Source organism: Parabacteroides sp. PF5-6 (genome assembly GCF_029504695.1).
In the GTDB taxonomy this organism is placed as follows: Bacteria; Bacteroidota; Bacteroidia; order Bacteroidales; family Tannerellaceae; genus QVMG01.
Window position 1 is genome coordinate 128,259 of record NZ_JAQFIN010000007.1, and the last position, 16,352, is coordinate 144,610.

Annotated in this window: 12 protein-coding genes; 7 read left to right on the top strand and 5 right to left on the bottom strand. The window is 51.3% G+C overall.

The annotated features are described in order from the left end of the window. The first annotated feature begins 9 nt into the window (after positions 1 to 9). From M2133_RS10275 to M2133_RS10285, 3 genes are read left to right on the top strand one after another with little or no spacing between them, the layout of a single operon-like run. Complete coding sequence (locus tag M2133_RS10275; protein ID WP_277466033.1) at positions 10 to 207, top strand: PspC domain-containing protein; 198 nt, start codon at positions 10 to 12, stop codon at positions 205 to 207. A gap of 3 nt (positions 208 to 210) precedes the next feature. Continuing rightward, positions 211 to 2,235, top strand: a complete 2,025-nt coding sequence (gene uvrB / locus M2133_RS10280) for an excinuclease ABC subunit UvrB (RefSeq protein WP_277466034.1) — start codon at positions 211 to 213, stop codon at positions 2,233 to 2,235. 3 nt (positions 2,236 to 2,238) lie between these two features. Next, entirely contained in the window at positions 2,239 to 3,105 is an 867-nt protein-coding gene (locus tag M2133_RS10285) for an N-acetylmuramoyl-L-alanine amidase-like domain-containing protein (RefSeq protein WP_277466035.1), read from the top strand. Between the two features lie 23 nt (positions 3,106 to 3,128). Here the strand turns inward: M2133_RS10285 and M2133_RS10290 are convergent, their stop codons facing one another. Next, positions 3,129 to 5,237: a DUF5686 family protein gene (locus M2133_RS10290; protein ID WP_277466036.1), complete on the bottom strand. Its 2,109-nt coding sequence runs from the start codon at positions 5,235 to 5,237 to the stop codon at positions 3,129 to 3,131. Positions 5,238 to 5,487: 250 nt separating this feature from the next. Here M2133_RS10290 and M2133_RS10295 point away from each other — a divergent pair, with 250 nt between their 5' ends. Further along, positions 5,488 to 6,189 carry a Crp/Fnr family transcriptional regulator gene (locus M2133_RS10295; protein ID WP_277466037.1) on the top strand — a complete coding sequence of 234 codons (702 nt, stop codon included), beginning with the start codon at positions 5,488 to 5,490 and terminating at the stop codon, positions 6,187 to 6,189. Positions 6,190 to 6,231: 42 nt separating this feature from the next. On the opposite strand, the gene M2133_RS10300 is transcribed toward M2133_RS10295, so the two are convergent. From M2133_RS10300 to dnaG, 3 genes are all read right to left on the bottom strand, one after another. Further along, complete coding sequence (locus M2133_RS10300) at positions 6,232 to 7,554, bottom strand: ABC transporter permease (RefSeq protein WP_277466038.1); 1,323 nt, start codon at positions 7,552 to 7,554, stop codon at positions 6,232 to 6,234. Beyond that, positions 7,551 to 8,468 carry an ABC transporter ATP-binding protein gene (locus M2133_RS10305; RefSeq protein WP_277466039.1) on the bottom strand — a complete coding sequence of 306 codons (918 nt, stop codon included), beginning with the start codon at positions 8,466 to 8,468 and terminating at the stop codon, positions 7,551 to 7,553. The genes M2133_RS10300 and M2133_RS10305 overlap by 4 nt, the downstream gene beginning before the upstream one ends. A gap of 82 nt (positions 8,469 to 8,550) precedes the next feature. Then, a complete protein-coding gene (dnaG, locus tag M2133_RS10310) occupies positions 8,551 to 10,617 on the bottom strand; it encodes a DNA primase (protein ID WP_277466040.1) in 2,067 nt (688 codons plus the stop codon). A gap of 334 nt (positions 10,618 to 10,951) precedes the next feature. Here dnaG and M2133_RS10315 point away from each other — a divergent pair, with 334 nt between their 5' ends. The 3 genes from M2133_RS10315 to M2133_RS10325 all read left to right on the top strand — a co-directional run bounded on the left by M2133_RS10315 (position 10,952) and on the right by M2133_RS10325 (position 14,550). Continuing rightward, positions 10,952 to 11,476, top strand: coding sequence for an FHA domain-containing protein (locus tag M2133_RS10315; RefSeq protein ID WP_277466041.1), 525 nt, complete (start codon positions 10,952 to 10,954; stop codon positions 11,474 to 11,476). Next, positions 11,469 to 12,644: an MFS transporter gene (locus M2133_RS10320; RefSeq protein ID WP_277466042.1), complete on the top strand. Its 1,176-nt coding sequence runs from the start codon at positions 11,469 to 11,471 to the stop codon at positions 12,642 to 12,644. Before M2133_RS10315 ends, M2133_RS10320 begins: the two co-directional genes overlap by 8 nt. 169 nt (positions 12,645 to 12,813) lie before the next feature. Further along, positions 12,814 to 14,550 (top strand): trypsin-like peptidase domain-containing protein, encoded by a 1,737-nt coding sequence (locus tag M2133_RS10325; protein ID WP_277466043.1) that lies wholly within the window; start codon positions 12,814 to 12,816, stop codon positions 14,548 to 14,550. Positions 14,551 to 14,673: 123 nt separating this feature from the next. Here the strand turns inward: M2133_RS10325 and M2133_RS10330 are convergent, their stop codons facing one another. Next, positions 14,674 to 16,275 carry an ABC-F family ATP-binding cassette domain-containing protein gene (locus tag M2133_RS10330; RefSeq protein ID WP_277466044.1) on the bottom strand — a complete coding sequence of 534 codons (1,602 nt, stop codon included), beginning with the start codon at positions 16,273 to 16,275 and terminating at the stop codon, positions 14,674 to 14,676. Positions 16,276 to 16,352 lie beyond the last annotated feature (77 nt).

Genomic DNA, 16,352 nt, shown 5'->3' on the forward strand with positions numbered 1-16,352 from the left:
GAAACAACCATGGAACAAAAGAAAAGATTAATGCGCTCGAGAACAGAAAAGATGATCGGCGGTGTGTGTGGCGGGATTGCCAAGTATCTGGATATCGATCCGACGATAGCACGTGTGGCTTACGTCTTGTTGTCCGTTTTTACGGTTTTTGCCGGCGCCATTGTTTATCTCATCCTTTGGATGATTATGCCTGAAGAGACAATCTAACGAATGAATTTTGAATTAACATCTGCTTTCAGTCCTACAGGTGACCAGCCGGAAGCCATTGCCGCGCTTACCGAAGGGATCCGATCCGGTGTGCCCTTTCAGACCCTGTTAGGTGTGACCGGTTCGGGCAAAACCTTTACTATTGCCAATGTAATCAAAGAGATCCAACGGCCGACATTGATATTGAGCCATAACAAAACCCTGGCGGCGCAGCTCTACAGTGAGTTCAGCGCTTTCTTTCCCCACAATGCGGTCGAGTATTTCGTTTCCTACTACGATTATTACCAGCCGGAGGCCTATCTGCCTACGACGGATACCTATATTGAGAAAGATCTTCAGATCAATGACGAGATTGATAAGTTGCGCTTGCGGGCGACGGCTTCGCTCTTGTCGGGCCGGAAGGATGTGATCGTGATCTCTTCCGTTTCCTGCCTGTACGGTATGGCGGATCCGACGGCGTTTGCCGAGAAGGTGACGAATATCCGGCGGGGCATGGTGATCGACCGTGACGTCCTGTTGCGCCGGTTTGTCGATGCCTTGTATATGAATAATAAGATCGACTTCCAGAGCGGCACGTTCCGGGTGAACGGCGATACGGTGGATATCTTCCCGGCGATCGAAAGCTACGATGGGGTGGCCTACCGCATCGAGTTCTGGGGCGATGAGATCGAACGCATCTCTTCTTTCAATCCGCAGACGGGTGTAGAGATCGACGAGCAGGACGAACTGAATATCTATCCGACGAACCTGTTCGTGACCACCCAGGAACGCTTGAACAACGCCATCGGTCAGATCGATGTCGACCTGGGTACCCAGGTGGAGTTCCTCAAGCAGATCGGTAAACCTTTTGAAGCCAAACGACTTTACGAACGGGTCACCTTCGATCTGGAGATGATCCGCGAACTGGGACATTGTTCAGGTATCGAGAACTACTCCCGCTACTTCGACGGACGCGCACAAGGGGAGCGGCCTTACTGTCTCTTGGATTACTTCCCGAAAGACTTCCTCTTGGTGATCGACGAGAGCCATGTGACGATTCCGCAGATCCGTGCGATGTACGGCGGCGACTATTCGCGGAAGAAGAACCTGGTGGAATATGGTTTCCGCCTGCCTGCGGCGATGGATAACCGTCCGCTGACCTTCGATGAGTTTGAATCGTTGAACGACCTGGCGATCTATGTCAGTGCTACTCCGGCGGATTATGAACTTGCGAAGAGCGAAGGGGTAGTGGTCGATCAGCTGATTCGCCCGACCGGACTGTTGGATCCGATCATCGATGTGCGCCCGACCTTGAATCAGATCGATGACCTGATGGAAGAAATAACCCTGCGTGCCGCCAAGGACGAACGCATCCTGGTCACTACCCTGACCAAACGCATGGCCGAAGAACTGACGGCTTACCTGACCCGGATGGGCATACGGTGTAACTATATCCATAGCGATGTGGAAACATTGGAGCGCGTACAGATTATGGAAGACCTGCGCAAAGGCTTGTTTGATGTGTTGATCGGGGTGAATCTTTTACGGGAAGGGCTCGACCTGCCCGAGGTTTCATTGGTTGCGATCCTGGATGCCGACAAGGAGGGATTCCTGCGTTCGCATCGTTCGTTGACGCAGACTGCCGGACGTGCGGCACGTAATGTGAACGGTAAGGTGATCTTCTATGCCGATAAGATCACGGAGAGTATGCGTCTGACGATGGAAGAAACCAGCCGGCGGCGCGAGAAGCAGTTGGCTTACAATGAGATGCATGGTATTACGCCTACGCAGATCGTCAAGACAAGTGTCTCTCTTCTGGGTAGTGATAAGTCTGCGGGTGCGGAACAACGGATGTATATCGAACCGGAAGCCAGCCTGGTGGCTGATCCGGTGATCCGATATATGACACGTCCGCAGTTGGAGAAATCCATCGAACGCACGAAGAAACTGATGACGGAAGCTGCCAAGAAACTCGAATTTATCGAAGCGGCACAATACCGGGATGAATTGATCAAACTACAGGATCAATTGGCTACGAAAAAGGAATAAGATATGAAACGGAATACATACCCTATATTTTGGCTCGCCCTCTGCCTTGTTTTCCTGGGTGCTTGTGCGAAAGGCAAAGCAGAAGAACGTTACTACTCTCCGGAAGATCAGGCGATCTTCGCCCGTTATCTCTCCACGATGCAAGCGAAAAAGGACCTGCCGACGGATCAATTGATCGTTGAAGCGGCCCTTTTCTTTCTCGGCACGCCCTATGTGGGCGCTACCCTGGAGAAAGAACCGGAAGGCCTGGTGATCAACCTGCGGGAGATGGACTGCTCCACCTTCGTGGAGAATGTGATCAGCCTGACGCAAACCCTTCAAAGCGAAGATCCTTCTTTTGATACGTTTTGCCGGAACCTGCAACACCTGCGTTACCGGGAAGGGCGGATCACCGACTATACCGACCGCCTGCATTATACGTCGGACTGGATCTACGTCAATGCACGTAAAGGGCTGGTGAAGGATGTAACGAAAGAAATAGGAGGGAAGCCGTTGGATTTGAATCTCTCTTTTATGTCTACCCATCCGGAGAGCTACAAACAGCTGAACGGCAACCCCGAACGAATCGCGCGGATTGAAATGAAAGAAAAAGAGATCAGTTCCCGTTCTTATTTCTATATTCCGGAAGAAGAGATCGACGCGCGGAGTAGGGAGATCAAGAGTGGCGATATGATCGGATTTGTTACTACCATCAACGGCCTGGATCTCTCCCATGTCGGCATCGCCTATTGGCAAAACGATGAACTGATCTTTATCCACGCCTCCTCTTCGGCTGCCAAGCAAGTGATCATCAATAAAGAATCTTTATCCGCCTACGTCAAGCGCATCAAAAGCAATAAAGGGGTGATGATTGTCAGGCTTCTTCCGTAATCCCCTTAAAGCCTTTACTCCCCTTATTCAATCTCGAACGTGAACCGGAAGCCCACGCGATTGTATTCGTGTTTGTGGAAGCCGGCAAAGATAGCTACGTTAAAGATTGAATTACCGAAGCCATAGCCTACTTCCGTATAGTTGTTCAATGCCGGCGTGCATACGTGGCCCAGGTAAAGGCGTTCGGAGAGTACGTGCTTGGTGGCTCTCTTGTCGAAGAGGTTAAACAGGATAAAAGGACTCTCGTACATGATGTGTGATTGCACGTACTTGTCGGAGGCGTTGAACCATTCCCTTTGCAAGGTATGGAAGACCCCACCGATGCGCTCTTCCCACGACTCCGGGAAGTTCCGGCGGGCGAAGTATTCGAACTCGGCGAAGTAGGTCGATTTCTGTTTCGTATAAAGCCCACCACTCACGTGATAATTGATCCGCTTGAGGGAAGAGCCGATTTTCAGGCTTTGATGCACATCCATCTCCAACCGGCCATAGTCACCCGTGCTTTTCATCACACCGGGAATCCCCCGGGCGAAGGTCAGTGAGATCGTCGGATAGTAGGAGTAGACATATTCTTTCCGTTTGCCGTTCATCCGGTAGAATTGCCGGGGCGTATAGGTAAAACTGATCCGGGGGATGAAGTCGTAATAGGTCTCATTGATGATCTCTTCGACGTCCTCGCCGGGATCTTTGGCCGGTTTCGCTTTGACCGGTACGCGTTTGTGATGGCCGACGCCCGCTTCAAAGAGGAAACCGTTCGACAATTCGATCGTATTCTTCAGGTCGACATAGTAATGCCGGTAGTAATTCAGGTTCAGATCGTTGAAATTGAACAGGGAGTCTTTCAGATGATCGTTGATGTCGCGCATCATCTGGGACGAATACGTCTGGTTGTCGTTGGCGATCACGAACTCGAGTGAACCCATCTTCTCCGGCTTGTAGTGCCATTGGCTCCGGAGCTTGTAAAAGAGTTCTTTGCGTTTGAAAACGATACCGACCTCGGGGCGGATCACCAGTTGACGATCGTTTTTGAAGGTCTTCGTGATGCGCAGGCGTTGTTTGTAGGTTACACCGTTGCGCGATGAATAACTCAACTGGAAGGGATTCAACAAACCGGAATAGCGAACGCGCGTCGAGTAGAAGTCGAACGTAGCGTCGCTCATCAACTGTTCCGCCACTTTCATGTGGTTCACGTCCGTCGTATCTTTCTCATTCGCTTTGGGTTTGATGTAATTGATCGCGTAGACGCCTTTTTCTTCATCGGTCAAAGGGATATCTCTTTTGTTTTCCCAATAGTCATCTTCCCGGACAAAAGGAATCGAGTCGGACAGGATCGTATAGTAGTTCGACAGGTCGAGCGCTTTCCATTCCCTTTTGCCATTCTTTTTCTCTTTGAGCTTTTCCAGTTTGACCCATTCGAGTTCGGTGTAGTGGAAAGACGAATGATAGGTGCTTACGACCACATTGCCCAATACTTTGTAGCGCAGCGACAGATCGGAGGTGTTGGGCAATATCAGTTGTCCGTATTTATGCCCGAAGTTCACCACCAGATTGAACTCCGCGAAGTCATTTCTTCCGTTCATCTCTATCTTTTCGATGCGCCATTCGTTGTCCCGGATGTAGAGGTCGCCGCTGGTAAGCTTCTGGCTCCATTGCTTGGGCAGGAAACGGATACGGAACACCCGGCTGTCGTCTTCTTCGATGATCTCTTCCAGATTGAACTCATAATATCTGAAGGCTTTGCGGCCAACCGGGGTGATGATCGCTTCGTCGTAGATCGTCGGCGCATAGACATTCAGGTTGAGGAACGAGATAAGCTCCTGCTGTTTGCTACGGCTGGGGATGGTATTCCCATTTACCGCCTTGAAGTCATGTTTGTAGAGGTTGGGCGCTTCGTATTCGGACTCGCTGAACATCTCGAAGATCACATCCGGCTTCTTGCGTTCGACCGGGAAGAGATGGTTGGCATATTGGATGAGGAAATTGTTTTTCAGAATCTCCGTCCGCCCTTTGATGTAGATGCCCGCTTTGTATCGGGAGATCGCATTGGCATATTCAATGGAGTGTTCGATGACGTATTGCATGATCGAATCGGCCTGATACCGGGACTCCGCCGTCGCATAAGGGAAAGACATGAAATTCTCGCCATAAGTGTCTGGGGTCTTGCCCCGGAGGCTTACAGAGAGGAGTAGTAAGAATAATATGACGCTATATCTGTTCAATATTAAAACGGTCTTTACGACAAAATTACTGATTTATTACCCGAAAGATACGACTCTTTTGTATCAATTGTCATAGGCTGACGTATTAAAACAAAGAAAAACTGTTATTGTTTTGGAAATAATGTTCTATATTTGTGCTTCATAAGTATGTTATACAGCAGTCGTGGTTAAACAACAGAATGTAGAAGTCGATATTTCGGCTAGTTTATCAGAGTTATGGAGAGTCTTGACTGAAAAGGAAAGAGAGATTCTCCGGCAAAATTCGACGATCCAGCAGTTCAAGCGTAACGAACTGATCTACTGTGAGGGCGACGAACCAAAGGACATGATGTGCTTATTAAAAGGCAAAGTCAAGATCTTTAAAGAAGGGGTAGGCGGCAGAAGCCAGATCATCCGCATGATCAAACCCATCCAGTACTTTGCTTATCGGGCATCCTTTGCGCAGGAGTCATACCTGACTAATGCGGCAGCATTTGAATCTTCGGTTGTCTGCATGATCCCTATGGCGGTGGTGGAGGAGTTGTTAATGGGGAATCCCCAGTTAGCGATGTTCTTTATCCGTCAATTGTCGATCGACCTGGGGGTGGCCGACGAGCGTACGGTCAATCTGACGCAGAAACATATCCGGGGGCGTCTGGCTGAGTCCCTGTTATTCCTCAAAGATAGCTATGGACTGGAAGAAGACGGAGCTACCCTGAGCATTTACCTGGCCCGGGAAGACCTGGCGAATCTGTCGAACATGACGACCTCCAATGCTATTCGCACCTTATCCACCTTTGTCTCTGAGCATATCATTGCTCTGGACGGCCGTAAGATCAAACTGATCGATGAAGAGCGGTTAAGGAAGATTAGTAAGATGGGGTAATTAGGAGCTTAAGGGGATTAAGGGGCTTAAGCCCCTTAATCCTTATTTATACTTCAACCATTTCGCCATCTCCTTGAAGCTGGGCTTCTTCCCGTACATCAGAATTCCTACCCGGTAGATCTTGGCTGAAAGCCAGATCATGCCGATAAACGAGGCATACAGGACGACCACCGAAAGCAGTTGCTCCCAAATCGGAATACCGAAAGGTATGCGCACCATCATCACGATCGGCGAGGTAAACGGGATCATCGAACACCAGAACGCCAGCGGTCCGTCGGGATTATCCATGCTGTAGATCCCGGCATAGAGCGCAAAGACCATCAGGATCGTGATTGGCGCCATAAACTGCGAGGTATCTTCCGCATTGCTCACCGCCGAGCCGATTGCCGCAAAGAGTGAAGCATAAAGCATATAACCTCCGATAAAGAAGATCACGAAGAAGATACCGATCTCGGTGAAGTTGACCGTATGGATCATGGCAAAGATCTTCGCGCCCGGCTGGTTCATCGCTTCCATCTCGACACCCGATGCCGCGCCCATCTGCATGCCTTGTTGCAAGGCTTCGGCATCCATACCCATACTTCCGCCAAAGAAGAAGCTGCCTCCGGCGAAGAAGACGGCCAATAGGATGCCCCACATAAAGATCTGCGTCAGCCCAACCATGCCGATGCCGATGATTTTTCCCATCATCAGATCGAACGGACGTACCGAGGAGACCATGATCTCCATGATGCGGCTGGTCTTTTCTTCCACTACGCTCGACATCACCATCGCGCCGTAGATCATCACAAACATATACACGATCATCGTAAAGATCATCCCCACGATGGACGCCACCTCGGCCGAAGAAACCTGCTCGGTGCCGTCCGTACTCCATTTGATCGTCTGAACATCAAAGCTTACCTTACTCTCTTCGATGATCTCTTTCAGATTGGCAATATCGAAAGTCGCCAATTTGTCGTCTTCCAGTTGGGTGCGTATCGTCTGGTTGACGATACGGCTCAGTTCGCCGGGCACCTGTTTCTCGGAATACAGGGTGGCCGCTTTGGGATTGGCTAAGAGGTCGCCGGTGATATTGAGGATGGCATAGACTTCTTTGTCGGGGTTGTTGCGGTAGTCGTCGAGCGACTGCTGGCTCTGACTGAAGTGGTAGTTTTCCGTATCTTCGAACAACGGTGCGTATTTACCCGTGGCGTCGATCACCACCACGTTGCGGATCTCGCTGCCTTTGATGCTGGCCAGCCACAGAGGCACGAACACCAATGCCACCATCAACAGAGGCATCAATAAAGTCATGATAATAAATGACTTTTTACTCACCCTGTGCAGGTATTCTCTTTTGATAATTAATCCTATCTTATTCATGATTCTTGACTGTTACTTTCGGATACGACTTTAATAAAGATATCGTTCATCGAAGGCGTTTCTTCCATGAAAGAGATCAACTCACATTGACCGGCCAGGGTGGTCAATAGTTCGGAATTGCCCACATCTTCCGCTTTATGGATCCGCAGTTCGGTGATGCCGTTGCGTTCCTTCTCATCCAGCACCGTGCACCAGGCGGGCAGTGTGCCGGGGTTTCCTTTGATGCGCAGGGTGTAGTTGTGGGTCTTGTAGCGTTCGCGTACGGCGTCGACCTGTCCGGAGAGCACGACCTGCGAACGGTTGATCAATGCGATATCGTCGCAGATCTCTTCGACCGACGCCATATTGTGGGTCGAGAAGATCACCGTATGTCCGGCTTCTTTGAGTTCGAGGATTTCTTTTTTCAACAATTCGGCGTTGATCGGGTCGAAGCCGCTGAACGGTTCGTCGAAGATCAACAGTGCCGGCTCGTGGATCACGGTGGCAACGAATTGAATCTTCTGCTGCATGCCTTTGGATAGCTCTTCTACCTTTTTGTTCCACCAGGGCATGATATCGAATTTCTCGAACCAATGGATCAATCGTTCGCGCGCCGTCATATAGGGGAGGCCTTTGAGCTGGGCGAGGTAAACGGCTTGTTCGCCGACTTTCATCTTTTTGTACAAGCCGCGTTCTTCCGGCAGGTAGCCGATCTGATAGATGTCCTCGGGCTGCGATTCTCTTCCGTTGAAGAATACTTTACCGCTATCGGGTGCGGTAATCCGGTTAATGATACGGATCAGGGTGGTCTTTCCTGCTCCATTCGGGCCTAAGAGGCCGAATATTTTTCCTTGAGGAACCTGAATACTTACTTTATCCAGGGCACGGTGATGGGCAAACTGCTTCACCACATCCTCAGTCTCTAAGAAGTACATACACACTTGTTTTTTTATTATTTAGTAGTCTTTCTTATTAGTCGCCCGTTCGCCGGATAAATCACAGCGGCGGGTTATTTCTTTACATTTTTATCACGATTCTTTCTCCCAGCTGCTTGCAGAGCAGGTTTTTGATCTTGTTCAGTTCCGTCAGCCGGGTCATCAGCCGGATCACTTCTTCGTGTTGGCCTGCCTGCTGGGCTTCTTTGAGTTTACTCTGAACGGTTTTGATCCGGTGATTGATATACGCGTCTTTCAAAGCGAAGAGGTCTTTGATGACATAGGTCTGCAGCTTGTCTTCTTCCTTTTCCAGGTCGCGGAATTTGGAATGATACTTACTCAACTGGTATTTGTCGCTCATCAGGTTGACCGCCATCCGGCTGATGCCAGGGTGGGGGTGGTGCAGGAAGAACCGGCTGGCGATAAAGCCTTCGTCGTTCAGGTGACTTATGCCTTCTTCCAATATCTCTTTGTAGAGCGGATTCTGGAAAGAGAGATCGTCTTGCGCCAACTCATTATATATATAGTCGATCACCAGACAGGATTCTTCCTCGCCGGTCTCTTCGTCTTTATAGTGGTAAAGTTCCTGCTCGCCGTAGCGCACGACATAGCGCAACAGGGCGGCCTCGTACATCTCGAAAGGTGAACGTGGCGGCACCGGGGCAACGGGTGTATGCTCTTCGGGTGGGGGCGGAGGCATTTCGCCTTCTTCCGGCAGGTAGTTGTCGGGCAACGGAGGCGGAAAGTCGGGCGGTGGCGTATTCGGATCCGCTGCCTGGGTTTGATAGCCGGGATAGTCCGGAACCTGAGGCGCCGGTGGGGTAGCGGTCGCCCGCTTCTCCTGGTTGGCCAGTTGAATCTTATTGACTTCGTTGAGCAATACCCGTTCGTCGATCTCCAGCATACCGCTGCATTCGCGGATATATACCGTGCGGGCGATGTTATCGGGGATAATGGCCACCGAGCGCACGATATCACTGATCAATGCCGAGCGTTTGATCGGGTCTTCTCCGGCTTCTTCCAACAAGAGTTTGGTTTTAAACCGGATAAAGTCCGTTTCGTTGGCTTGGATATATTCGGCGAACTGCGTGGCATTGTGTTTGCGGGCGAAAGAGTCGGGGTCTTCGTTCTCGGGTAGGAGAACGACTTTGACATTCATGCCTTCTTCCAACAGCAGATCGATCCCGCGCAGGGCTGCTTTGATGCCGGCGGCGTCGCCGTCGTAGAGCACGGTGATATTGTTGGTAAAGCGGTGGATCAACCGGATCTGTCCCTGCGTCAATGCCGTGCCCGACGAGGCGACGACATTCTCCACGCCCGCCTGGTGCATGGAGATCACATCGGTATAGCCTTCGACCAGGTAACAACGGTCGGCTTTGACGATCTGTTGCTTGGCAAAGAAGATGCCGTAGAGCTCGTTGCCTTTGTGGTAGATCTCACTCTCGGGCGAGTTGACATACTTGGCGGTCTTGTCGTCTTTTTTCAAGATACGTCCGCCGAAAGCCACCACCTTGCCGCTCAAGGTATGCACCGGGAACATCACGCGGCCGCGAAACCGGTCGTTCACCTTGCCGTTCTCGTAGGCAATCACCAGCCCCGTTTTCTCCAGGTATTCTTTTTTGTAACCACTTTGGGTCGCTTCCTGATAGAGCGCGTCCCATTTGTCGAGGCTGTAGCCCAGTTGGAATTTCTTTATCGTGTCTTCGCGGAACCCGCGTTCCTTAAAGTAACGCAAGCCGATGTTGCGTCCTTCTTCGTTTTCGTGCAAGAGCTTGGAAAAGTACTGCCCTGCCCAGGTATTGACGATCAACATACTCTCGCGGTCGTTGCGTACCTGCTTCTCGCGTTCGGTCAACTCCCGTTCCTGGATCTCTATATTGTATTTCTTGGCCAGGAAGCGCAAGGCGTCGAAGTAACCCAATTGCTCGTGCTTCATCACGAAATGCACCGACGTGCCGCCTTCGCCACAAGCGAAACATTTGCAGATATTCTTGGCCGGTGAGACATAAAAAGACGGCGTCTTGTCGGAGTGGAACGGGCAGAGTCCCACATAGTTGACGCCCCGTCGACGGAGCGTGACGAATTCGGATACCACGTCGACGATATTCGCCGCATCGAGGATCCGGTCTATGGTGGGTTGATCGATCATTCGGCAGTTTACTTTTTAGGCAGACAAATGTAGTGAATATTTCTCGTTCTCCTGCGCTTTTTTGGGCACGCTATACCGGCGTTTTTTCAACAGCCGCCCGGCTTTATTATTTAGAGGTACCTCAAAACAAATTTAGAGGTACCTCAAAACGAATTTAGACGTACCTCAAAAATGATTTTGACGTACCTCAAAAATATTTTTGACGTACCTCTTACCCAAAACTCCCGGCGGCGTACCGGAAAAGCAAAGCCTGCTTTTCGGAAAAGCGCCCGTAATAAAGCGGAAAATAGGGATAAAGCCGTATCTTTGTGCGCGAAACAGCAGACCCAAAGAGATGAAACGAATATTCTGCCCCAAGTGCGACAATCAAATGGCATTCGATGAGACCCGTTTCCCGCAAGGGAAGGTGTTGGCGTTTGTCTGTCCGCAATGTGGGCACCAGTTTAAGATCCGTCTGGGACGGAAGGTCGTCCGCACGAAAGACGGTGAGTTGGAAGAGGTGAAAGAGGCCGATTTCTCCAAAGGATATATCTCGGTGATCGAGAATAGCTTCGGCTACAAGCAGGAACTGCCGCTGGTAGAAGGCGACAACGTGATCGGACGGCGCAACAAAGATACCGACGGCGTGGATGTGCCGATCATCACGAGCGATCCGAGCATGGGACGCAAGCATTGTGTGATCCAGGTGAAGGCCGATACCGAAGGGAAATACATCTATTCGTTGCGCGACTTCCCCAGCCTGACGGGCACTTTCCTTTTCAACACCCTGTTGGGCAAGAACGAACGGGTGAATATCGAAACGGGCGCGATCGTAACGATCGGGGCGACCACCTTTATCTTGCATACGGCAGATGAATAAGACTTCTTTCCGGGTATTGATCGCCTTGAGTATGGTGCATCTGATCAACGATGCCTTGCAGTCGGTGATCTCCGCTTCGTATCCGTTGATCAAAGAGGAACTGTTGATCAGCTTTACGCAGATCGGCATTATTACGCTGGCATATCAGTTGGCGGCTTCCGTGTTTCAACCCGTTGTCGGTTGGTTTTTCGATAAATACCCTGTGAGCCGCGCCTTGCCGATCGGCATGAGCTTTACGTTGGTGGGGCTGGTGAGCCTTTCGCAGGTGACTTCTTTCTATGGCATCTTAATCTCGGTGTTTCTGGTGGGGATCGGCTCGTCGGTGACCCATCCCGAAGCGTCGCGCATCACTTCGCTGGCTTCCGGCGGCCGACGCGGATTGGCGCAGTCGATCTTTCAGGTGGGCGGTAACTTCGGTGGAGCGCTGGGACCGCTGTTGGTGGCTTTTCTGGTGGCACCCTACGGCAGGCAAAACATCGCCTGGTTCTCGATCTTCGCTTTCGTGGCGATCCTGATCATGATCCCCATCACCCAATGGTATAAGCGTTACCTGACCCGTATCAAACGGGAGAGGGCCGAAGCGAAAACTGCCGTCGTCATGCCCTTGCCACTGCGGCAGACGGTCTTTGCCATCGGGGTCCTATTGTTGCTGATCTTCTCCAAATATGTGTATACGGCAAGTCTGTCGAGTTATTATACTTTCTATCTGATCGAGAAGTTCGACGTGACGATCTCCCATTCGCAGGTGTTGCTCTTTGTCTATCTCGTGGCCACGGCGATCGGCACGCTCTTGGGCGGACCGCTGGGCGATCGCATCGGACGGAAATATGTGATCTGGCTCTCGATCCTCGGGGCGGCGCCTTTCACACTGATACTGCCTTACGTCGGACTGACGTGGACCGTCGTCCTGACGTTTTGCATCGGACTGATTATCTCTTCCGCTTTTCCGGCGATCCTGGTGTATGCACAGGAACTTTTGCCGTATAAATTGGGATTGGTCTCCGGACTCTTCTTTGGTTTTGCTTTCGGCATCGGCGGTATCGCCTCTGCCATCCTCGGACGCCTGGCGGATGTCTATGGAATCGAAGCGGTCTACCATCTTTGCGCCTATATGCCGCTCCTGGGGTTGGTGACTTGGTTCCTACCCAATCTAAAGAAGAAGGTCTGAATCAGGATTCTCAGGATTTAATAAATTTACAGGATATAGTTAGTCTCTGAATTCCCGGATCCTGTGAATTTATTAAATCCTGAGAATCCTGATTCAGACAATAATAACCGGAAATAGCCCGGCAATAAAGATAAATAATTACTTTTGCGTCATTAACAAACAGATAGGAATGAAAAGAATAGGCTTATTGGTGATGATGTGTTGCCTGACGTTTGCGCTGGCGGCTCAGAAGAAAGCGCCCAAATGGTTGGAGAAGCAGCGTAAGGCAGTGGTGACGATCACGACTTACGGAAAAGAGAATAAGACGCTCCATACCGGAACGGGTTTCTTTGTGACCGAGACCGGCGAAGTGCTTACCGGTTATACCCTTTTCAAAGGGGCGGAGAAAGCCACCGTCACGGATACCGACGGTAATACCTATCCGGTCGTCTCCATCCTGGGCGCCAACGATCTGTACGACGTGATCCGGGTGAAGGCGAATGTGCCGAAGAAAGTGGTTTACCTGACCGTAGCCAATGAACCCCAAGCGGTAGGGGCTGCCCTTTATATGCTTCCTTATGCCAAAGGCAAGAGTACGGCTTTCAGTCAGGGAACGATCACCGAAGTCAGTACGGTCACGGCGCCTTACGGTTACTACAAGACGACGATCCCGTTCGACTCTCCCCAGGCCATGAACGTGCCGGTCTTGACGGAAGACGGTTTGGCTTTGGGCCTGATGCAGGATGATGCGGGGGGCGACAAGGCGATCTCTTACGCGATCTCGGCGGGTTATATCCGCTCGTTGACGCTTTCGTCTGTCGACCTGTTGAGTAAGACCTATACCGATATCGGTATCCGGAAAGCCTGGCCGGCAGATCCCGAGCAGGCGCAGGTGGCGCTTTATCTGTTGTCGAGCTCACAGGATGCCACGACCTATCTGGAAACATTGAATGATTATATCGCCACCTTCCCGAATAGCCTCGATGCCTACCTGAGTCGTGCCTCTCATTATGCTTATCGCTATACGGATCTGGCCGAAGCAACAGCTCAGCCGGCGAATAGCTTTCTGGATTTGGCGAAGAAAGATTACGAAGCGGCCCTGAAGTTGGGCACAGGAGAGAAGAATGATATCCTTTATGCCAAGGCCAAAGTGATCTTCGACGTGGCCAGTCATGATACGACCTTCGTCGATCAGGGATGGAGCCTGACCGATGCGATGAAAACCCTTCAGGAAGCGATCAAGCTAAAGGATCAACCGCTTTATCATCAGCTGGAAGGGGATATCTACTTCACGATGGGGATCTACGAGCAGGCTTACGAAAGCTATGCGCAGGTGAATGAAAGCGAGATCGCTTCGCCTTCCTCTTTCTACTGGGCGGCTAAAGCGAAAGAGCAGATTCCGGGCACGAATATCAGCGACCTGATCGTCTTATTGGACAGCGCCATTGTGCGTACCGGCCCCGAGCCGACCAACGAAACGCTGGCCTATCTCCTGGAACGGATCGATTACAAGATGAAACTGATGATGTACGACGAAGCCATCGCCGACTACAATCTATATTACGACATGTTGAACGGTCATGTCGACGATAGTTTCTATTACTACCGTCAGCAGGCGCGTTTCCGCGGCGGCGATATCGCCGGTGCGCTCGAAGATATACAGGCGGCCCTCAAGATGCGACCGCAGGAACCCAACTACCTGGCGGAAGAAGCTTCGATCTACCTGCGCCAGGAGAAATACGACGAATCGATCCGAAGCCTGGATAAAGCCCTGGCCCTGGCGCCCGACTTCGCCTCCTGCTACCGCCTGAAAGGTGTCTGCCTGGTCCGCCAGAACAAGAAAATGGAAGCATGCCCCCTCTTCGAAAAAGCCAAAGAACTGGGCGACCCACTGGCTGGTCGGCTGATAAGGGAGCATTGTCAGTAGGGAGGGAATTAGGAACTCATAGGAACTCATAAGAATTCATAAGAACTCATAGGATTGCTCGAATTCCTATGAGTTCTTTCGTTCTTATGGCTCTTATGAGCTCTTATGAGTTCCTATGAGTTCCTATGAGTTCTTAATGAGTTCTAAAACCTCCCTCACCCCAATCTCCCCCACAAACCACCCATCATGCGAAACCGCCACAACCGTCCCTTTATACTCCTTAATCACCGCCGTGATCACCTCGATGCTCTGCACATCCAGGTTGTTCGTCGGCTCGTCGAGGATGATCATGTCGGGCTTCTGATTGCCGATCATCAGGCAGCAGAATGCCAGGCGCATCTTCTCTCCACCGCTCAGCTTCGCACAGGGTTTGTCCCAGCTGCCGTATGGAAAGAGGTACCGGCTTAACAGCATCTTCACCTCGTGTTCGGCGAAGTGGCGGCTGTTGTATTGCTCGGCTTGCTCGTAGACCGTCAATTCGTTCCGGACCAGGGAATACTCCTGGTCGATATAGAGATAGGTGAAGTCCGCCCGCTCGATCTCTCCTCCGGTGGGAGAGAGCTGTCCGGTGATCAGCTTGATCAGCGTAGTCTTGCCCGAGCCGTTATTGCCTTTGATCACCCAGCGATCGCCACTGCGGATAGTGAAACTTAAGGGATTGATAAAGAGTGGTATCTCGCTGTAACCGAATTGGATCGCTTCCGCTTTGATCAGGATCTTACCCGTATGCAGGGCGGAGGCATTGAAGTCGACCTTCATCGCCCGGTTGTCGGGCAGAGCTTTGCGCAATTCTTCGATGCCTTTCTGCAACTGTCCATTTTTCTCTTCGTGCACGTCTTTGAGCTTGGAGGCGCTCTTCTCGGCTTTGTCCTGCAAGGTGTCCATCGCCATCTTGCCCACGCCGCTCTTCTCTTTCTGCTTCTTGCCTCTCACCTCATGCTTCTGCTTGCGCTCGGCAGTCTCGCGGGCGATCTTCTTCGCCAGGCGAAGCTCTTTCTCTTTCTCTTCCAGGGAGGATTGCAGGGCTTCGAGTTGCAACTGTTTCTGCGCTTTGTAGAAGTCGTAGTTGCCGCCGTAAGCGGTGATGCCTTCTTTCCCCAATTCAACCATGAATGACAACTGGTTAAGCAGGGTGATGTCGTGGCTGACAACGAGGATCGTCGCCGGGCTGCTGGAAATAAACTGATATAACTTCTGTCGGCTTTGCGCGTCCAGGTGGTTGCTGGGCTCATCCATCAGGATGATCTCAGGCGTATGGATTTGCAGGCCGGCGAGGAATACTTTGGTCTTTTCCCCGCCGCTGAGGCTGGCGAAGGGTTGATCGAAGGCGATATGTTCCAATCCCCAACCGCTGAGGGCGGCACGGCTTCTCTCTTCGATACTCCAGTCGTCGTCCAACTGATCGAAGTATTCGGCAGCGGCATCCCCCGCCAGGATGGCGTAGAGAGCCTTTAACTTCCGGTCGATCCGTAAGGCCTGGGCAACCGAAAGCGTATCGTACTGTCCGAAGTGCTGAGGCACGTAATAGGGGGCGGAAGAAGAGATGATCTCTCCTTCCGTGGGAAGAATTTCTTTTCTGATGATCTGTAACAGGGTGGATTTGCCACAGCCGTTGGGTCCCAAAAGGGCGACCTTCTCGCCTTTGTTCACGATCAGGTGGATGTCGCGGAATAACGTCTCGTTATCCGGATGGATATAAGATATCTGTTGAATAGCTAAACTCATGATGTACTAAATAATTGCCGGCAACAGGCTTTCGGGCGAGAGCCGCTGCGCGAAGTGAATAAACAGGTTTATTGACT

Coding starts and splice junctions, on each gene's coding strand:
- uvrB (WP_277466034.1), top strand. CDS start 211: ATGAATTTTGAATTAACATCTGCTTTCAGTCCTACAGGTGACCAGCCG.
- M2133_RS10300 (WP_277466038.1), bottom strand. CDS start 7,554: ATGAATAAGATAGGATTAATTATCAAAAGAGAATACCTGCACAGGGTG.
- M2133_RS10305 (WP_277466039.1), bottom strand. CDS start 8,468: ATGTACTTCTTAGAGACTGAGGATGTGGTGAAGCAGTTTGCCCATCAC.
- M2133_RS10290 (WP_277466036.1), bottom strand. CDS start 5,237: ATGTCTTTCCCTTATGCGACGGCGGAGTCCCGGTATCAGGCCGATTCG.
- M2133_RS10330 (WP_277466044.1), bottom strand. CDS start 16,275: ATGAGTTTAGCTATTCAACAGATATCTTATATCCATCCGGATAACGAG.
- M2133_RS10320 (WP_277466042.1), top strand. CDS start 11,469: ATGAATAAGACTTCTTTCCGGGTATTGATCGCCTTGAGTATGGTGCAT.
- dnaG (WP_277466040.1), bottom strand. CDS start 10,617: ATGATCGATCAACCCACCATAGACCGGATCCTCGATGCGGCGAATATC.
- M2133_RS10325 (WP_277466043.1), top strand. CDS start 12,814: ATGAAAAGAATAGGCTTATTGGTGATGATGTGTTGCCTGACGTTTGCG.
- M2133_RS10285 (WP_277466035.1), top strand. CDS start 2,239: ATGAAACGGAATACATACCCTATATTTTGGCTCGCCCTCTGCCTTGTT.
- M2133_RS10275 (WP_277466033.1), top strand. CDS start 10: ATGGAACAAAAGAAAAGATTAATGCGCTCGAGAACAGAAAAGATGATC.
- M2133_RS10315 (WP_277466041.1), top strand. CDS start 10,952: ATGAAACGAATATTCTGCCCCAAGTGCGACAATCAAATGGCATTCGAT.